This is a genomic window from Fusibacillus kribbianus (assembly GCF_030053595.1).
GTDB lineage: Bacteria > Bacillota > Clostridia > Lachnospirales > Lachnospiraceae > Lientehia > Lientehia kribbiana.
In genome coordinates this window covers 1-19,802 of record NZ_JASGBQ010000027.1, presented here as the reverse complement: position 1 = coordinate 19,802, position 19,802 = coordinate 1, and the positions used below count along the sequence as shown (strand labels likewise).

Sequence of the window (19,802 nt, the reverse complement as noted above, 5' to 3'; positions counted from 1 at the left end):
ACTAAAACCTCCCGGCAATCATAACATATTATGATCTACAAAGACTTCATCACATTCAGCAAATTCTGATAGCTATCTACATCGTGGTATTTAACCTTGCATGTAGACATTTCGTTAAACAGTTTCTTCGCACAAGAAATCTTTGCCTGTTCAATAGGTCTGAGGTTCAAACTATCCATTGTTCCCTTAGTTTCTGCCACAAAGAAAATATGTTTCACGGTTCCTTCATAAAAGGCTATCGCCCAGTCAGGTGAATAATTTCCAACTGGAGTTGGGATATGGAAGCCCTTCGGCAGTTTTGCATAAACACAAACTTCCTGCGCAGCATCCAGATCTTCAACAAAACGACGCTCAATGCTCTTTTCGGCAGAGCCATCCGTGAACACATAGTCCTGAATTGCTTTATTCGCATGAAAAGCCTTATCAAAGGTCTGGGAACTCTTTTCAGCCGTAAAGATGGTGCTATCATAACCACCTTCAAGCTGATCGTAGGAAATATGTTCAACAATCATGGTGGCCTTCTGTTCTTTAATAAGTTTACCCACCTTAGAGATAAACTCCTCTGGATTGTTCTTAAACATATAGAGTTTATCAGCTCTCAAGCCTTTCAGAATTGCTGCAACAGTTTTGCGCGTAAGAACCGTACCTTCAGCAATCTTGCCAATAAGGTCATACTTGATCTGACTGGTCTGAGCATGTTTCAATGTATATGTTCCAGAACTTTCTCTAATAAATGAATCGCCACGGTTTATCTCGTATTCATTCATTTGAGACTTCTGTCTACCAACAGTCGTTGTATATTGAAGTTCTGCAACAAATAGCTTCTCATTTATATGAGCAATAGACTTGCGGATCAACTCATCACTATCAAAATCAACAGTATAAGCATAACGATGATTAATCTGCTTCCAAAGTGCCTGGAACTCAGCCTTTGCAAAGTTATCATTCAGAGGGTTATCCTTAACCTTGGTCTCGTGACCATCCGTAAACATATTCTTGAGAACGCTGTCATCGTAAACAGACTGAATCAGGGTATGAATACCATCTGCCATCGGCTGAATTTCTTCAGGCAGTGGAGCAACGGTTCCCATCTTCACATCGGTACGGTACTTATCAGTAACCTTACGCTTCATATCAACATAGCCATTGCTGATAAGATAGAACTCAATGGTATCAGCAATACTCTTGTCGATGAGAGTCGGAGTCACATCGATCTTGACGCACTTACCGTTGAAGTATTCGCTGGTAGCCGTAGTCGGTCTGTCATAGAGAACCGTCTTAATATCACTCTGGAGATCTTCGACAAAGCCTTTGTAGCTTTCGCTTGCGATAACCGTCAGCATATTGATGTCGTGAACAGTGTCACCACAGCTTTCAGCATCCATACGATTACCATACTGGTTTACGCACAAACGGAGACCACGACCAACTTCCTGACGCTTTGCTGTCTGGCTATCGGAATGCTTCAGTGTACAAATCTGGAATACATTAGGGTTATCCCAACCTTCACGCAACGCGGAGTGAGAGAAGATAAAGCGAGTCGGCTCGTCAAAGGAGAGCAGACGCTCTTTATTCTTCAAAATCAAATCATAAGCAGAAATATCATCAGAGAACTCGCTGCCACGCTTCAGTTGGCTGTCGATACTTCTACCCGTCTTTTTATCAATAGAGAAATACCCTTTATGTACCGCACTTACATCACTACAAGTGGATCTCAGGTATTTCTGGTAAGGGGTATCGAAAACGGTAATGTACTCATTCAGCACATTCAGGTATTCCTGTTCAAACATCTGCCCATATTCACCAAGAAGTTCGTTGCCATCAGCATCATACTGGCGATACTTGGAAACCTCGTCAATGAAAAACAGAGAGAGGGACTTAATACCCATGTTGAACAGTTTTTCTTCTTTCTCGAAGTGGGAAATAATGGTCTCACGAATCTGAATCCTACGCATATCAGATTCAGACACATCACCAGAAACTTCACCGGCTTTGATTACTTCGCCATTGGTAAAGGTCACTGTGCCACGGAACGGATCAATATCAGAGATGGTGTATCCCTTGTACTGTTCCATTTCCTGAGAAACATAGTAGAGGTCATCTCCTACACCGAGAATACGGGTCTCACGATTGATAGATTTGTTGTAGCCGATTTCAAGCTCAATCCGGGCCATAGGCGGTTTTTTAGGCGAAAGAACAATTTGCTCCAAGAACATATAGCTGTCCGTTCCACGGAAGTTCTTTACTTCAAAACCCTTAACCTCAATTTTCTTAACCAGGCGCTTGTTGAACGCATCCAGGGCATCCAGCACATAAACGGTATTATGCTGAACGGCATGGGTTGCAGAGTAGTTCAGTGTAAACAGAGGGTTAAAGTTTTTCAGGGCCTTTTGGGTAACAGCACCACCCATTTTTTGCGGCTCGTCCAGAATGATAATCGGTCTGTTCGCCTTGATAACATCAATTGGGCGACGAGAACCAAACTCGTCACGCTTGGAGTATATAATACGAGCTTCTTTGCTCTTTCCATCTTCTTTCAGAGAGGAAGCGAAAGCCTGCGTATTGATAATCATCACATTGATACCGGAACTGGAAGAAAAGTTATCCAGCTGGTTCAGGTTTGAGCTATTGTAAATGAAGAAACGGGCTTTCTTTCCATAATGCTCCATAAAGTGATCGGCAGTAATTTCAAAAGTCTTATTAACGCCCTCACGAATAGCGATAGAAGGGACAACAACAATGAACTTGCTCCAACCGTACTTCTTGTTCAGCTCGAACATGGTCTTGATATATACGTAGGTCTTGCCAGTGCCGGTCTCCATTTCAATATCAAGGCTGCATCTGCCCAAGTCCTTAACCAGAGCTTTGGACTGCTTAATGTTGTTCTGGCTCTGGAGCTTCTGAATGTTAATCAGCAGCTGTTCATCGCTTAATTCAACAACTTCATTCTTATAGCCGGTATCATCGTCATCCATGTCATAGATGTTCAGCTGACGATTTTCACCAAGGTCAAGAGAATACTGCTGATCCATTTCCACATTCAGCCGCATCTGCTGAACCTCTTGCTTTTTGCCAACATCACGGATATAGCTGATTCTGTCGTGGTATCCCTGACCCTGGAATACCTTGACAACAGCATCAACGGCATCCGTCTGATATTGCTGTATCTTAAAATTAAATTTCATTACAGCACTCCTTACTCACCGTATTCTTGTTGCATTTCATAAAGCCATTCTTTTATCTGGTCTATTTGAAAATCGACAAATCCGGTGCAACCATCGAGAATTTCAAAAACCTTACAAACCCATATTCTCAAAACATCAAGATCGATTGTGATATTTTCTGTCTTTTGAACATAAAAATGCGGTTGTTTGCCGCTATCCACAGGATACCGAGCGAAAGTCATATCGTTTGTGTTGGCATAGAGAATATCAATAAAGCTCTTTACAAACTCGAACTCTGGAAGCAAATCTTTGTGCGAACTCAATCGGATTAAACTTATTGCTGTTTGACACAGTTGCAGAATGTTATGCTTTCCCTCAATCCGACTTTCCTGATATTCTTGTTTTTCAATCTTTTCTAATATCCGAATTTGCGAATTAAAGCCTTTAAGATATATCTCCGTGCCATGTACGACATTGAACAAAATAGGAAAAATCCAGATATCTGCTTTCTTATCGCTGTTATCTTTTATGCATTCATCAATAAGATGTATTGCTGTTTCAAAATAAGCTTTTCCCATCTCATAAAACTGGCATTCGGTATCACGAATAAAATTAAAGCGCCAATTCAGATATGCTGACTTTTCAATATCCCCTGTAAATTCAAAGTAGTTTGGAATAATATCCATCAAAGCCTTTGTATCTATTTTTTTCCAAGCATCTTTGCTCTCGAATAAATCTACCCCCATTACAGCACCTTCCTTACTGTGTCAGGACTGTATGTAGCAAAAATTTGCTCAAAGTTCGTAGCGACACTATCATTTGCCAAAGAACTATCACGCATCACGAAATAATAAGGCTGCTTCTGAGCAATAGCCTTGATGGTCTCGTCAGTCACATCCGCATCAAAGCAGGCAATCAGGAAGCCATCGGCAACATTAAATACTTTCTTGCCGGCGATGACCGTTTCCTCAATCTTGCTGGAAAGTTCAACGCCAAGATCAAGCATAACCTGGAACAGCAAGTCCTCAGAAGTTCTATCTTCCTTAATATTATCAGTCATAAAGTCGAACAAGTCCATTTCGTACTCAGCAGGACTGTAATAAACATCCTTCATATTGGATGTGTCACATTTCAGGACACGGAAACCAACATCCAATTCATCATCAGTAAGTCCGTTGTCGGATTTGATTTTTGCACCTGCACGGCGTAAGCGCTCTTTACCAATTTCACAGATAGTATGCTTCTTATTTATAGAATCCAAGAACTTCACTGCGTTCTGGAGTATCTTTTTAGCACGACTATCCGCCTTTGAAATAGACTCGTCCAAATCTTCAGGTAATTGCACCATAATGAAACGAATCTTCTTATCAGGATATTTGGCATTTAACCGCATAACTGCTTCTGCGGTAGTTGCACTTCCGGAGAAGAAGTCCATCACAATATCTCCAGGCTTTACAATAAAATTGATGAGCCTTTCAATAATCATTGGAGATTTAGGATTCTGGAAAATATCTCTTGCCATAAGGCTTTCAAACTGTTTGGTTGAAGCACGACCATCTTCGTAAATTACAGAACGAAGAACGTCTTTTGCATTTTCCAGACGCTTTTTCGGTTTAATCAGCGTTGTCTCGTCAGCACCAAACATGATGTCGCCTGCAGCAATCATCTCACGCATGGTCTTTTCTGCAAATCTAAATCCCTTATCAGGAACTTTGCAAGGCTTACCTGTTACTGGATGCATAATCTCATAGTTGTAACCGCCAAAAACCGTGTTCGCAATATCACCGTCATGGAATACACCTTTTTCATCGACGTTATCATAATGCGTAACACCCTTAAGTGCATCTGCATTTTTCTTGATCCATTTGCGCAGTTCGTCCTGGATAACACTCAAATTCGAGCCGAAAGTTGCTTTCAACTCTTTGTACTTATCCATAATCAGCTGCGCTTTCTCACTTTCTGCCTGCCAACTTTCAAGAAGAACACTATTTTTCGCATAACACAAAACATACTCATGCTCGGTGTTAATTTGTCTCGGATTATTATCTGTTGCAGTTTGAATAATTAGACAACCAACAAAATTAGATTCTCCAAACACATCACTACATACTTTTGCCATATTGATGTTTTCATTATCGTCAATGGCAATAAATATCACACCATCATCGGTCAACAGATCTTTAGCGAGTTTCAATCTTGGATAAATCATGTTAAGCCAATCCGAATGAAAACGCCCATTTGTATCCGTGTTCTGTACCAGTCTGTTTCCTTCTGCATCAAACTGTCCACTATTTGCAAGATATTCGCTCGCACTTTGAGCAAAATCATCCTCATAAACAAAATCGCTACCGGTGTTGTATGGAGGATCTATGTAAATCATTTTCACTTTGCCAAGATACGTCTCTTGTAGGAGTTTCAAAACTTCCAGATTATCGCCTTCAATATAAAGGTTTTCGGTGCTGTCAAAATCAACACTTTCCTCACGACAAGGACGCAGCGTTTTTGAAATAGGTGCATTTGCAAGAAGCATAGACTTCTTTTTGTCAGGCCAAGTGAACTGATAGCGTTCCTCTTTGCCCTCAACTACTGTGCAGGAAATTTCCTGCATCAGAACATCCTTATCAATCGCACGTACCACTTCGCCGTTCTCATTGATCGTTTCAGTAACAGCATTCGGGAACAATGCTGCGAGTTTCTTGAAATTATCATCAGCCCTGTTAGGGGTGTGCATCTTCAATTTATCCATTTGTTTCTTCCTCCGTATTGATTCTCATCATCATATTGTAATGCGCTGTGTGTCCGGCCTTAGAGAACAATTCCTTAAATACCATTAAGTGCTTTTCCACATCAAACATATTGGGAGTTGCTGAAAAATCGTCAAAAGCAGAATGCGAACCTGAATTTGACCAGGAAATTAAGGATTTGAACACTTGTCGTTCTCCGTCTGGAAATTGCAGATGAAATGTATTGAGATCCATTCCACCTAATAGCTTGAAATAATGCTCCAATATCCTGCGCATTGTATTTGCCAGAACCGCAGTATTATGATTTTCGGGAGCAATGCTTGCGTTTCGTATTTCGTCCCATAGCATTTCATATGTTGAACTTATAGGATTCGTGATGTATGCAATAATCTCTGATACATTGCTTGACTTTCGAATCATCCAATATCCTGTCATGGACTTTTTCAAGCCCTTATCATACGAAACCTCTTTGAAAAAATAGAGATTGTGTGAGAGTATGAATATTTGCTTTATTGCTGCCGAACCAGCGTATATACCTGCAAATAAATCACGCAACAAAGAGCTGACAAGGAATAATACATCGTTATCCAGACTCGATACCGGGTCGTCTACCACCACAACCTTATCATCATTGTGACCGCTTGCATCTATGTTCCCTTTGAGCGAGTACATGAAATACAAAAACGTAACGAAGTTTCGTTCACCCTCACTTAAAGACTCAAAGGCCGGCTCACCGGATTCACGAATGAACTGGTAATTGTGCTGTGAATCATCAACTTTTAGCGAAAATCCTGTAAAGCCATAGTTTCTAAGTAACTCATTGATTCCATTTGCTGTAGGAACGACACTCGTAAGTTGCTGCTCATACTGCCTACGCTCTGCCGTTTTTTCAGTTATGCTTCTTTCAATACATCCCATTTCACCATCAGCGGCTACCAGACTTGTATTAAGCCCGTTCTTTTCAGAAAGATAAGCTTCTATATCTGATGCAAGCTCATTTAGGATATACCTCCATACCTTGTTGGTAAGTGCTGCTCTTTCATTGCGAATGTTCGCAATTCGAGTATTGTGTGTTGCAATAGCACAATTAGCTTTTGAAATAATATCTCCGATTGCCGAAGCGACCTCATTCACCGTTTCAAGATGTATCACAATATTAGGGGACTCCTTTTTGGCTTTTATCCGTGCAGAATTTGTCTCGATGATTGCTCTAAGTTGCTGTAACGCTGCTTCTAAATCGGGCTTACCCAAAAACTCTGTAGGGTTGACAAGTAACGCACTCACTTGAGAAATAACAGTATTGGATTCACGATTATAACTATTTTGCAAATCAGTTATAGCTTGAATTTCTCGCAGGTATGTTTCATCAAAATACTCAGCCACCTTTTCAGAAAAACTCGCTTCAAGTTCTCTTTGGCAGAACGGGCATTTCCCTTCACTATGCTCAATATATGAAACACCTTGCCTGAACCAAGTATCATTTCCCAATTTTTTTATAAGTCCGGCTATATCAACATCTTCTTTTCCGACAATAACCTTCTGAAGTATGTCTGATGATTCCTGCGCAAGCAGCCGTTCAAAGGAAACTGTGGGAATAGAATCGACACGTTCTACAACGGTACCAAACAGTTGAGAACACAGTGTTTCCAGTTCATCCTTGGGCTGTAGTTCCGCTTGATTTTTAGTGTTCTGCGCCAATAGGGTCGTCTTAAAAGTCTCCTTATTGCCTCTTACCCCAGATATAGCCAGTTTAAGAGGGCTATCATCGTGATCCAATCGTTGTTTAACACTCCAAAACTTGTCATTATATGAGTTTTCGAGTGAGGTCAGCTTCTGTTTTAGACCTAATGCTGAGTCAGAACCATCAATGGTCTCTTTTAAGCTTTTTTTTCTTTCTTGGAGAGCACTAATTTCTCCGTTGAGCGCATCTATTCTTCGCTGGGTTTCAATGTTTTCTTCCCCCAATGTAAAAATACCCGGAATTGATGACTCGCTAAAATTGTCCTGTACAAAATCTCGATTATATACAGAACAGCTTAATGGATTTCCGCTCCATTCCAACATACAGTCATGGTATTCCGGATTATTGTGACAGCGCAAGAAGCGACTTATTGTTGTCTTTCCACTTCCATTCAGGCCAAATATAAAATTGACCTTCTTCGGTTCAATGACTTGCGCACAGCCAATATATGGAGGTATCTTGTCTAATTTGATTTTTCGTATCATTCAGATTTCTCCATTTCCAGCTTGAGTCTGTTGATTTTTTGTGCCAGCTCAAACTTTTTCTTCGGTTGCTTTTCATTCTTCGCAGCTTTAGTCAAGCGGTCGATTTCCTTTTGAATCTTCATTCTCTGTTCGTCGACCGCAATCTGTTCATCCAGGGTGTTGCCCTGTTCTATGGTAATGCCGCCGATCTGAACGATGATGTTCTCCCAAACGGCATCCATGTTCAATCCTTTCAGTTCTATGGAAATATCTTCTTTACATTTCCAATCCGTCTGCATCAGCTTGGTGTGGTAGGTGGCGAGTTTTGCTTCTCCACCACACTCAAGCACAAGCAACATATTCTGTGGGATTAGTTTTGAAATGGTAATAATGGTCTTGTCATCAAAGTCTTTCTTTTTCAAAGCAACCATAAGGACGAAGAAAGATTTGACCTGCTCACCGTCTGCAATATTTACTTTTGCAGAGGATACCTCATTGACAATGGTGATCCTCGAAATATCAGCATCTATTTTTGCTTTCTCTGCGGTGTTCATCTGGAACTTCGCATAAATCGCATTCTTGGGAAGCTGCTTATTCAGTTCTGTTGCTTTTGGCAAACCAAGCATTATCCCACCTCGCTTTCTATGTTATCGGACAACCAGGAAACAAATCAGTTCAAAGTCGTCCAACCCTTTTATATCATTTGTGAGGAAACTGATCTGACCGCCGCCTAAGAAGCTATCAATATCACTTTCTTCTTTGACCTCAATGATGGAGGAAATCGCATCGCCAAGCAGTCTGGAGAACTCAGACATATTGCGACCGTCATGAGTTTCCTTATTGAACTGACGATACAGTTCCGGAATAGGCTCGGTCTTTCCTTTACAGAGGAAACGCATCTTATCAAGCATCTGCTTCGGGGAAAGATGATCGCAAATCACTTCGCCATCCTTGCTAATGTAAACCATGTAGAACGGATGCAGTCTGTTCTGATTATCAATGTTCACGCTATTGGAACGGTTTTTCAAAACATAGATGACACCCGCAGGCATATCTTCCGAAGCTGCCGCTACAGAATGGAGTCCAAACGGAGTTTTTTCGATGTCAGGATGATACTTGATATACTCAAGCAAATCCAGGCGGAACTCGTTCAATCCCAAGTCCATAATGGAAATGCCGGTGGACATATCTTCAATATCAACGACTTCTTCCTGCAAGCGTTTCAACTGTGCTTTACGATATTCGAGGTCAGTCTTTTCTTCTTCGCTCAGAAGGTTGTCATCACCGGTAGCTGTCATATCAACGATTTTCATACGAGTCTCAACCTTTGCTTTCAGGTCAATATACTCGTCGAGTGTTACATCCGGCCAGAAATTTACAAGCTGAATATAAGCATTCTTACTACCAATACGGTCGATACGACCAAAACGCTGAATGATACGAACAGGATTCCAATGAATATCGTAGTTGATCAGATAATCACAGTCCTGCAAGTTCTGACCTTCAGAGATACAGTCCGTTGCAATCAGTAAATCAATCTCTGTTTTATCTCCTGGCATCAGTAGATGTTTGTCCTTGGAAATAGGTGAAAAACAAGTCAGCACCGTATTCAAATCGCTATGCAATTTCGGAACAGTCGTGCGTCCATCAACGGAACCGGAAACCATTGCCGTGTTCAATTCAAAATTTTCTTTCACGAACTTGCTTACGTTGTCATAGAGATAACCAGCCGTATCAGCAAAGGCTGTGAAGATGATAATTTTCTTGTTGCCCTCATTGATCGGATGCTCCAACTTATCTTTGATAACTCGGAACAGTTCCTGGAGCTTGCAGTCATATTCCGGAGTAATGTCACCAACCATTAAAGTGAGAAGTTCCAGTATATCACGGTCTTTTACAAGACTGTCTCTCCATGACTTATAATCCATATCTCCAATTTCGATTTTTACTTTTTTGCCGAAAGTGAATAGTTCTTCGCCGTTCTGATCTTCTGCATCAAACTCGTCAATATCAGAAATGTCAGTCAGTTCGAGCTTCACAGAGGATGTCTTGTCGTAAGCATCAATGCTGTGAATTGTCGAGTCAATCAATCCCTGTATGCGCTTTAATGTCAGATTGAAAGAATACACGGAACTTTCCATTCGTTTCATCAGATTGATTGCAGTCAAACGACGAATACCTTGTTCTCGGTTCGCCTGAGTAAATCCAACATTCACTTTGTTGTCCTCATACAATTCAGCGTACTTCTCCATTTTACTCGGAAGAATAAAATGGGTAGGAGTATAAATTGTCAAAGACAGCTGCATAAGCTGTTCAAAGATTTCGTTATAGTTAATTGCTTCCTTTAGATTAGTAAGCGGTGGTCTCAAAGAAATCGGCTTTAACCTGGTTGGGAAAGTACCAATTTCCGTTGTATCGTAATACTTCTGAATATGCTTACGGGAACGAGCAATCGTTACGGAATCAAGAACCTCAAAGAAGTCAAAGTCCAACATCCGAAGCAGATTTTCTGTAGTTCTATCAGCAGGTTCCCATTTACTCCATGTATTGAACGCTCTCTGTGCGCTCTTGAAAATGTCATCAATGCTACGAGTGGTGTTCAACTTATCATCTATCAAATCGGTGTTGCCTTCATAAGCAAGTGCCAGCTGGTTCTTTAAGTCATTGAAACGATTATTAACAGGTGTTGCAGACAACATTAAAACCTTTGTCTTAACACCTTTGCGGATAACTTTATTCAGCAATTTCAGATAACGATTTTCTTTTTCGTTATCCTCACCCGACAACTTTCCGCCATTACGGAAGTTGTGGGATTCATCAATTACAACCAAGTCGTAATTGCTCCAATTTAATCTGTCCAAATCCAGACCATTGGACTTGCCGTGAGTACGATTCAAATCTGTATGATAAAGAACATCATAACGCAGTCGGTCTACTGCAATAGGGTTATTCACATAGTTATCTTTATATGTATTCCAGTTGTTGGTCAGCTTCTTCGGGCATAAAACAAGAACAGACTTATTCCTGTTCTCATAGTATTTAATTACAGCCAGTGCAGTGAATGTCTTCCCGAGACCAACACTATCAGCCAGAATACAACCGTTATATTTTTCTAGCTTACTGATAATTGCAAGGACAGCATCTTTCTGGAAATTATAAAGCATTGACCAGATTTTACTTTCCTTAAACCCAGTTGCTTCATTAGGAAGATTATCTTCCGACACATCTTCCAGGAACTCATTAAAGATGTTGTACAGAGTTACAAAATAAATAAAATCAGGAGAGTTCTCGTTATAAGCCGCAGTAATGTTCTCAATGACTTCATCAGTGACTTCCTGCAATTTCACATTGTCATTCCAAAGGCTTTCAAACAGTTCCATGTACGCAGCGGAAAAGGGTGCTTCCGTTTTTTGAACCATATTGTATGCGTTGTTTCCACGCTCACATCCCAGGTCAACAGTAGTAAATCCACTAACAGGCATGTAATTCTTGTCATCCAGATTAATAAAGCCCATCATATTTTCATTTGTTACATTAGACTTAAATTTGACTTTCTTGCGAATCCACTCTGCACATTCTTTTGCAATCGCCTTCTGAGTCAATTCATTTCTAAGCTTTACCTCAAATTCCGTTCCATAAAGACTGCGCTCTCTGTTCAATCGTGGAATGTAAAATTCTCTACTTTCCTTTTTTGATTTCTCAGTTGTAAAGGTTGGAGACGTGAAAATAAAACGCAATTCACTTATACTCTGAAGTTCCTTCTTTAATTCTTGAAACGCATAAATAGAAAAGCATGCCGCTGCAATTGACAACTTGCTGCCTGGTTTTATCTCTTCTGCCAAATCATCTCTTAATCTTTTTGTCGTATTGTTAATTAGTTCCATATCCCCATCTCCTTTGAAGCTTCTAGCTCTCAAAGTATTATTTCATTTTTCCTTGTTTCTTTATATACTTACCACTCTTTATCCTTTCATCTTTAGGCTTATCCGCATCAACTGGAATAGCCCAGTATGAACCAATTTTTGTTGCTCCTGGAATTCTATCTGTGATGCACAGAGTCTGCACTCTACGTACTGAAAGTCCCCATTTTTCTGCTGTTTGTCTAAGAGATAAATATTCCATATTTGTCATCCTTTTCCGATAAAAACACACCATTAGATATGTTAAATTATATACCAAACCACGCTTAAAGTCAATTCCTTGGTGTCGCTAAGCAACGACACCTTATTCGCAATGCTATGCTGTCACCTCTTGTATATACCGTTTTCTTTTTCAATTATCTATGTACACACCTCCCCTTTCCCGTAAACACCAAATATATAGAAGGCTTTTTTACAACTCACTTAGAGCAAGTTTCGCCTTGGGATTCAATAACCATTTTCATGGCCATTTCATCACGGCAACTTGTTGGGGATTCCGGTCCCCAAACCCACGGCAACAGCACCAAAGGTGCGGTCTTTGAACGCCTTCAGCTTATCAAAGGGAGGAAAAACATATGGCAAGACCAAAGAAGCAATTACCACCGGCAAAGGATCATCAGCTGACCATTCGATTTACGGAAGAACTCTACAATGTTCTGACTGCAGATGCCGAAGCTGCAGGCCTTCCCCGGACAGAATACATCCGGCAATTGATCACCAATCGCAAGCCGGTGATCAGGCAGGAAATCGTATTTAACGATCCGGAAATACTGCAGATCTTTCGTAATCTCGGTCACTTCGGAGCGAACCTGAACCAGATTGCAAGATATTTAAACCAGGGTGGCACTATGACAAATCAGATGTGGAAGGATATAAAAGACTGCATCGCTGAGATCTACAACATCCGTGATGCAGTAAGAGAAATGGTAGGTGAATATCGTGGCAGTCATTAAGCATATTTCAATCAAAAATTCCAATTACAACGCGGCGACCGATTACCTGACAACCCAGTATGATGAATTTACCGGCAAACCCATCATAGATGAAAAAGGCAATCACATTCCACGCCAGGAATTCATTCTGGAGGGAATTCATTGTGATCCTTACTCTTTCGGAAGCGAATGCGAAGAGACAAACAAACGCTTCCACAAAAATCAGACCAGAGAGGAAATCAAAGCACATCATTACATCATCAGCTTTGATCCCAGAGACCGCGATGACAACGGGCTCACTCCGGCACAAGCGCAGGTTCTCGGAATGGATTTTGCCAGAAAGAATTTTCCCGGACACGAAGCTCTTGTCTGTACCCATCCGGATGGCCACAACTCCGCAGGCAACATCCATGTTCATATCGTGATCAACAGCGTCCGTGCTTATGATGTGGAACGCCGGGATTTTATGGAACGCCCCGGCGACGCACTTGCCGGACACAAGCACCATGTCACAAAGGAATATCTGGAGTATCTGAAGTCCCAGACCATGCTCATGTGTCAGCAGAAATCCTTCTACCAGGTGGATCTTTTGAATCCGGCAAAGATACGAATCACTGACAGAGAATACTGGGCGCAGCGTCGCGGTCAGGCAAAGCTGGACGCCGAAGCCAAAACCTCACCCGTTCCAATCCAACCGCCGATACACTTCGAGACAGAAAAAGGATTTCTCCGGAGAGTCATCACAGAAACCATGATGGATTCTCAATCGATGGAAGAATTTCAGAAGAAGCTTTTTGAAAAGTACAGCATCGAGGTGCATGAAAGCCGCGGCATGATCAGCTACCTGCTGCCCGACAGACAAAAGCCCATTCGCGGCCGCTCTCTCGGCACAGATTTTGAGCAAAATTTCATCCGGAGTTTCATCTCAGCCAATCGTGTATCTATCCGGAAAGTTCCTGATGAAACTGCGGAAAAAGGCAATACAGCAATCCATAATCCGCTTGCATCTCAAACAGAACCAAAGCAACCTGTCCGTCTGATTACAGATCTTGAAACCTGTATCAAAGCTCAGAAAAACCGGGCCTATGCACTGAAAGTTAAGGTCAGCAACCTTCAAAAAATGGCGGATACACTTGCCTTTCTTCAGACCAACGATATCGGAACCATGGAAGAATTACAGGAACTTCGCTCCTCGTCCAAGGCACATGTAAAAGAAACACTTGCCGCAGTAAAAGCAACAGAAGCCAGGTTACATGTCGTTGATAAAATGTATCAGGCCAGGCTTTCGATTTTAAAGAATCGCGATGTGTATAAGCAATATCTAAACGCACCCAATCGCAAGAAATTCCGCGAATCCCATGCTGCAGAAATTCTGCTTTATGAAGCCGCCAGAAAAGAGCTCCGGGAGCTGACCGGCGAAAAGAAATTCCCGCCGTTGAAGGATATCAAAGCAGAACGATCCGTACTCTATCGCCAGAAACATGCCCGGTACGAAGATTATTCGGATGCCCGTTCTCATGACCGGGAACTGGAAAATATCGAAGCCAATGTGCGAAGCATCTTGGATCTTCAAAAAGAAGAACCTCTCATCTCAAAAACACTTTCATAAAAAGAAAAGACCGGCCCGGGACACCAGCACCATTCCAGAGTTAGAGGCCTCTGGCGCATTGAAGTCAAGGCCTCTAATCGATGATAATTATGCTTCATCGGATTAAAGAAAATCCTCATATGCTCATTTACAAACTAAAAGGCAAATTGCAACTCTTTACAAAATCATTAAATGCCGATTTAACTTCATCGACTTTCTCTGGAATTTTTTCTTTAACAAGTTCAACTGTATCCTTAGCAAGCGCTTCTGCTTTTTCTACTAAAAATTCAGCGCCTTCAGTTCCCAGTTCAACTGCAGTGGCATATGCTTCTGACGCTACAACAGTTCCGACCACACCACCTACCACACCACCAACAACTGCACCCGCTGCAGTTCCAACTCCTGGGGCAATTGCTGTTCCGATTGCAGCTCCAACTTTAGCACCAGCAGCACCGCCTGCAAATCCTCCGGCCACAGAAGAAGCACTGTCTCCTAACTCATAGGCCAGTTCCCCACCATCAATTTCACCTGTGGCAAAATCAATAACCGCATCAGCAGAATCAACTGCAAATACAACAGCCGCAGCGGGTAAACAGCTGTTACCGACACGTTGCAATAATACCTTAGAAGAACCTTTCATAGTTTCAGCGACAGCTGTACTGACAAATGCTGTTCCATATGCCGCCCCACCTGCAATAGCTGTATCTTTCACTATTTCTACAGCAGCTTCTTCACCGGATATTTCTCCATTAATACAAGCAGATATGTTGTCAACACTTGAAATTGCGCAAGTGATTCCAGACGCAATAGCGCCTGATTTCAAACCAACCTCGTTTGCAGTGCCAAATCGTTCCTTTGCTTCTAAAGCGGCTTTCTGTATAGTAGTTTCTTCCGATGTGTTATATATCTTCTTTAAATTCTCCGGCAACTCATACTCTTGTCCATCAACAGTAACGTGAGGCTCAAATGATGTAGGTCGTGCATTCTTTGTTCCGCTGTAGTTAGCTCGCATTTCATAATCAACTGTATGTCCTTCTTGTTTTAGCTGCGCTGCGAGGTTTTCAACCTGACGAACCTTGCTGCCAACTCCTCTGTTTACTTCCATTGCCTGTGCAAAAGTATTTTCTTTACTGGCAGGGCCTCCAAATTGATCAGGTACGCCATGACCAACTTCATCCCCATCTAAATAAAATTGATCTCGCAATTTGGAAACAGAATGATATCCTCCATCCTTCAGCGTGATATCCGTAACTTTTGTTGATATCGTTCTTCCATATGCATCAGTCGTAGCAACAAAATTTCCCTTTGTTATGGTTGCATTGGATGCCAGCTCATAATTTGTGTTTTTACCAGCCTCGGTTATTGTTTTCAAATACGCAGTACCTGCATCATCGTAGCTTGTTTTCATGAGCTGCTGATTCCCAAGACTTTCCCTTCGCATTGTAAGCTTTCCGTTTTGATAATATTCTATAAAAGGATGGCCAGAAGCACTCTTTCCCCGTATCGCCTCTAAACCATTACCCTTATCTATTCTTGTGATACCATAACTACCATTTTCTGGTGCTATATCACTCATAAAATTCTTACGAAAACCAGAAAGTTTTTCACTAATATTAATTCCTTCTGACATAAACGCATTTTGTTCTAATACATCCACGTTTATTCACCTTCCTTCCCTGTTTCCATAGTAAGAACACAGCAAACTTCCTCTATCTCCCGGTAGCTCATTCCTGTTGTTTTCTGACTGATTGCAGATCTGAGTTCATCAGGATTTCCACCCACCACAATATTTTTGAATTCTACATCAGTGATTCCAAGTAATGCCATAACAAGCTCCTGAAGATATGCAATTTCCTCTGTTTTCCAAATCATATTTCCCTGGAAAAACAGATACTGTTCAATACATGACGAAATGTGATCTTTTACTTTCTTAGATAGATCTAATGCCTTTAAATCATTCCTCAGGATTTTTCCTTTGTACTGATCTCTGCTGATCCACGGTTGTAATAACATACAGAGTAATTCCGTTCTTGCTTCTCTAGCAGTCTTTATTACGATAGGATTTTCGTATTGATACGACACTTCCCTTACCTTTGCCTTGTCTACCAATGTAAGAACCGGACTGATCCAGTTGTTCTGATATACAACAGCTACACCGCTTGGTAATTTGGCAATTTCATTTACCTGCGCGGTCGATAGTCCCATAGAGCGACCAACAGCCTCACGATCATTAGCTTCCGGAGTTCTAAGGACAATCTTTGTGTTTGTATTCTTGATAGCAGCAATATCTACAGAAGAAGGGGATTGGTCAACAATAATAAAGCCTTCTCCATATGTACGGATTTCCGCTATCGTGTTTGTGATCATTTCAACCGATTTACCAATCAATTCAGACTCACTACCAGATGTATTCTTTAACAGATTATGTGCTTCTTCCAAAACAGTAACATGCCGCAAACCATTATTGCTCTCAGTTTTCTGATCCACACGGTATTCATTCAGAATATATACCATTAATCCCATAATCAGTGCTTTAGTCTCAGACGATTTTACTCTGCTGATATCCAAAATACAGTTTTCATCAAACAGTTTCTCATACGGGGTCTGTTCTTCTGTAAAGATGTATTTATTTAAACCAACTGCCAAAGATTTCACTCTTGTGAGTAAGGCCCCTCTATAGTTCGATTTGATTTCTGAAGCATAATCAGAATTTGTAATCAGCTTATCTAATTGTTCTGCAAGCACCTCAAAATCAGGATATGCCACACTTTCGCCTTCAAAGCTGGATGATCCCAAATCCCAACCTACTGCTTCGTAGGACTTAAGAATAGCATCCTTGAAAAAGGCTGGCATTGCATCATACATAGGCCAACATACACTGAAAATTTCCACTAGACCGTCAATATGCTCTAATACATGAATTGAATGAGGGAACATAAACGGATTGATATTGATCAACTGTGCTATACTAGGATTTGTTGAGAATACATTTACATCGGGCAAATGACCAAATACATCTTTGTATTCGCCCTTTGCCGGCTCAATTACGAGAAACGGAACTCTATCCTGTCTCAATTCCATCAGAATCTGATATACAGTATTACTTTTTCCAGAACCGGTAGAACCTGTAATAAAAGTATGCATATTGAGACTTTTATTATTTAACTCTACAATCTTATCTGTGATTAATCCCATATCAAATACTCGACCTAACGTAATTCTATCCTCCGGTCGATTACTTGTTTCTTTTGCAAATAACTGATATGTATTTACTTCTTTACCAAACTCGGCATGCTCAATTACCGGAAGCCCTGGAACAGTAGAACGAGGCAACCCCAAATGCAATCCTAATTCTTTGCCGCTGATATTTGTTGACGGAGTAACAACAATATTTCCACCATAGTTGAATAATGGATGGACAAATCTTGATAAGTAAGTTGTCAAATCCCTATACTCTTCAATCAATCCCTGATCCTTACTCCTCCAGGAGTTTATTGCTGATACCTCTCTACCGTAATTATCTCCATTCATCAATGATCGATAATTACTTGCAGCAATCTCTGAAGCAGACATATCATCCGATAAAAAATAGCCTGCCACATTCCATAAGCCATAACTGTCATACTCATTCATTTTCTTTAATGCTTCATCGAGCATAATGAGCATATCTGTTACGGCCTTATTTTCTTCTGTAGTTGTTACGCCTGCTGTAGTTGATTTACTAATCTGCTTTGCCGGGGCAAGAGATGAGATAAAACTACTGATTTGGCCTCCTGCCTGGCCTCCAATCTGACCTCCGAGCATTGCAGCAGTTCCTGCCAGTGCTCCCCCTACCTGTGCTCCTAATGCAACACCTGCAGCGGTTCCTGCAATAGAAATCACCGCATTAGTTATCATCGCAGCTTTCTGTTTACCGTCCATCTCAGCAAATGATTGACTTCTTGATTCTGTTTCACTGGTCGAATCTGAGAACTGTACCTTCTGCAGTGGCGATAAAGCCGTATACAAAGCCTGATATTGTTTTCTCATTTGCTGTACATCCCACGCATTCTTATTATCTGCAATAATAACGGCAGTATAAGGACGTCCACTCATTGCAAGGCATAATTTTTCCATACCTTGTGCAAATTCGTCTTGCGGCTGATCCTTGTCACGCCTGCTGCTCCCAACAACGCTGACTGAAGCAACGTTATTCAATGCCTGTATTTTCTCTGAAATTTCTGCAATTTTCTTTCGGTCTTCATTCTCAATCTTCACTCCAGGAAAATGACCAATCAAGGTTTGCTTAAGAGTATCGCCCAAAGTAACTGTTGATCTTTTTTGGGGAGAATCATTGGCCTCATTATTTCTTACACCAAGATAATAATTTGCCTGTTTTCCATCCGAATCAATCAGAAAAAAAACGGACGCATTATATGTTGAAAGAGTATTAAACACTGTCGTGAATTTATCCATTACAGATTCATCCTTCTGGTATACCATCTCTGTAATCCGGTACATTCTTACATTATCGATCAGATCTTCCTCTAATGGAGTAATTTCTCCTAACGGCATAATCTGCATATCGGAAAGACGTGTAAGATATTTCTTTCTTACGTATTCATCAATGATTTCTAATCTATCCTCTATTGCAATATCAGGTGTTTGTGTTATCATATCCTGCCCTGATTTTATCAAATCTGTTGTCATTCCAAACTAACCCCTTTCAATTTTTGTCAATTGATCTTTTAATGCAACCAGCCAATCATTATCAGCTTGCAACATTCTTTCGTCTTCTGACAATTGAGATGCTATACATGTCTTTTCATCCATTTTGAAATCATGTAACAGTGACAACTTTTCATGATATTGATTTGCCAACTCATCATAATAATTCTGCAGATTCTGCTGGTTTTCGGAAATGTACTGTGCCGCAATAGGAATTATTAGTTCAATTGCTTTTTCTCTCCATTTTTCGAAGTAGCATATCTCTACTCGAACAAGCTCTTTAGGTTCTGTTGAAGATTTTGATTTGAAGAAATCCAGGAAATCTGTTTTCTCCTCGTAAGTTTCTTCTTTTAATGCCACCAAGGCCTCTTTAATACCTGTAATCTCATTTTTTTCTGGAATATCTAAAGTCGCTCCATCGTAACCGCCAAATAATAATGCGGTCAGATATAAAATTACCCCAGCCCTTTGCGAGTTGGAGTAATTCACTATAATTCACATGCGATTTTTGATAGATTGGAGTTTTTCACTCCAGGGTGCAA

The 19,802-nt window shown here is 40.9% G+C and carries 12 protein-coding genes; 2 read left to right on the top strand and 10 right to left on the bottom strand.

The genetic code is table 11. The features are described from left to right. Positions 1-35: 35 nt before the first annotated feature. The 7 genes from QJ036_RS12095 to QJ036_RS12065 are packed head-to-tail and all read right to left on the bottom strand — an operon-like array spanning position 36 to position 12,235. Positions 36-3,185: a type III restriction-modification system endonuclease gene (locus tag QJ036_RS12095; protein WP_283231625.1), complete on the bottom strand. Its 3,150-nt coding sequence runs from the start codon at positions 3,183-3,185 to the stop codon at positions 36-38. 11 nt (positions 3,186-3,196) lie between these two features. Further along, the gene (locus QJ036_RS12090; RefSeq protein ID WP_283231624.1) at positions 3,197-3,910 is read right to left on the bottom strand and encodes a hypothetical protein; all 714 of its coding nucleotides are present in this window, start codon (positions 3,908-3,910) and stop codon (positions 3,197-3,199) included. After that, positions 3,910-5,910 carry a site-specific DNA-methyltransferase gene (locus QJ036_RS12085; protein ID WP_283231623.1) on the bottom strand — a complete coding sequence of 667 codons (2,001 nt, stop codon included), beginning with the start codon at positions 5,908-5,910 and terminating at the stop codon, positions 3,910-3,912. The genes QJ036_RS12090 and QJ036_RS12085 overlap by 1 nt, the downstream gene beginning before the upstream one ends. Then, a complete protein-coding gene (locus QJ036_RS12080) occupies positions 5,903-8,134 on the bottom strand; it encodes an AAA family ATPase (protein WP_283231622.1) in 2,232 nt (743 codons plus the stop codon). The genes QJ036_RS12085 and QJ036_RS12080 overlap by 8 nt, the downstream gene beginning before the upstream one ends. Further along, on the bottom strand, positions 8,131-8,739 hold the full coding sequence (locus QJ036_RS12075; protein ID WP_283231621.1) for a DUF4391 domain-containing protein: 609 nt from the start codon (positions 8,737-8,739) through the stop codon (positions 8,131-8,133). The genes QJ036_RS12080 and QJ036_RS12075 overlap by 4 nt, the downstream gene beginning before the upstream one ends. A 21-nt stretch (positions 8,740-8,760) precedes the next feature. Beyond that, on the bottom strand, positions 8,761-11,997 hold the full coding sequence (locus QJ036_RS12070; RefSeq protein ID WP_283231620.1) for a helicase-related protein: 3,237 nt from the start codon (positions 11,995-11,997) through the stop codon (positions 8,761-8,763). A 37-nt stretch (positions 11,998-12,034) separates the two neighbouring features. Continuing rightward, the gene (locus tag QJ036_RS12065; protein ID WP_283231619.1) at positions 12,035-12,235 is read right to left on the bottom strand and encodes a DNA-binding protein; all 201 of its coding nucleotides are present in this window, start codon (positions 12,233-12,235) and stop codon (positions 12,035-12,037) included. 373 nt (positions 12,236-12,608) lie between these two features. Here QJ036_RS12065 and QJ036_RS12060 point away from each other — a divergent pair, with 373 nt between their 5' ends. Further along, positions 12,609-12,986, top strand: coding sequence for a plasmid mobilization protein (locus QJ036_RS12060; RefSeq protein ID WP_283231618.1), 378 nt, complete (start codon positions 12,609-12,611; stop codon positions 12,984-12,986). After that, complete coding sequence (locus QJ036_RS12055) at positions 12,973-14,574, top strand: relaxase/mobilization nuclease domain-containing protein (RefSeq protein ID WP_283231617.1); 1,602 nt, start codon at positions 12,973-12,975, stop codon at positions 14,572-14,574. Before QJ036_RS12060 ends, QJ036_RS12055 begins: the two co-directional genes overlap by 14 nt. A gap of 127 nt (positions 14,575-14,701) precedes the next feature. Here QJ036_RS12055 and QJ036_RS12050 read toward each other — a convergent pair whose 3' ends face one another. Genes QJ036_RS12050 through QJ036_RS12040 form a run of 3 tightly spaced genes read right to left on the bottom strand, consistent with a single transcriptional unit; the run spans position 14,702 to position 19,749 of the window. Then, positions 14,702-16,210, bottom strand: coding sequence for a DNA/RNA non-specific endonuclease (locus QJ036_RS12050; RefSeq protein ID WP_283231616.1), 1,509 nt, complete (start codon positions 16,208-16,210; stop codon positions 14,702-14,704). 2 nt (positions 16,211-16,212) lie between these two features. Beyond that, entirely contained in the window at positions 16,213-19,242 is a 3,030-nt protein-coding gene (locus QJ036_RS12045; protein ID WP_283231615.1) for an ATP-binding protein, read from the bottom strand. A gap of 6 nt (positions 19,243-19,248) precedes the next feature. Continuing rightward, positions 19,249-19,749 (bottom strand): hypothetical protein, encoded by a 501-nt coding sequence (locus QJ036_RS12040; RefSeq protein ID WP_283231614.1) that lies wholly within the window; start codon positions 19,747-19,749, stop codon positions 19,249-19,251. Positions 19,750-19,802: the final 53 nt, after the last annotated feature.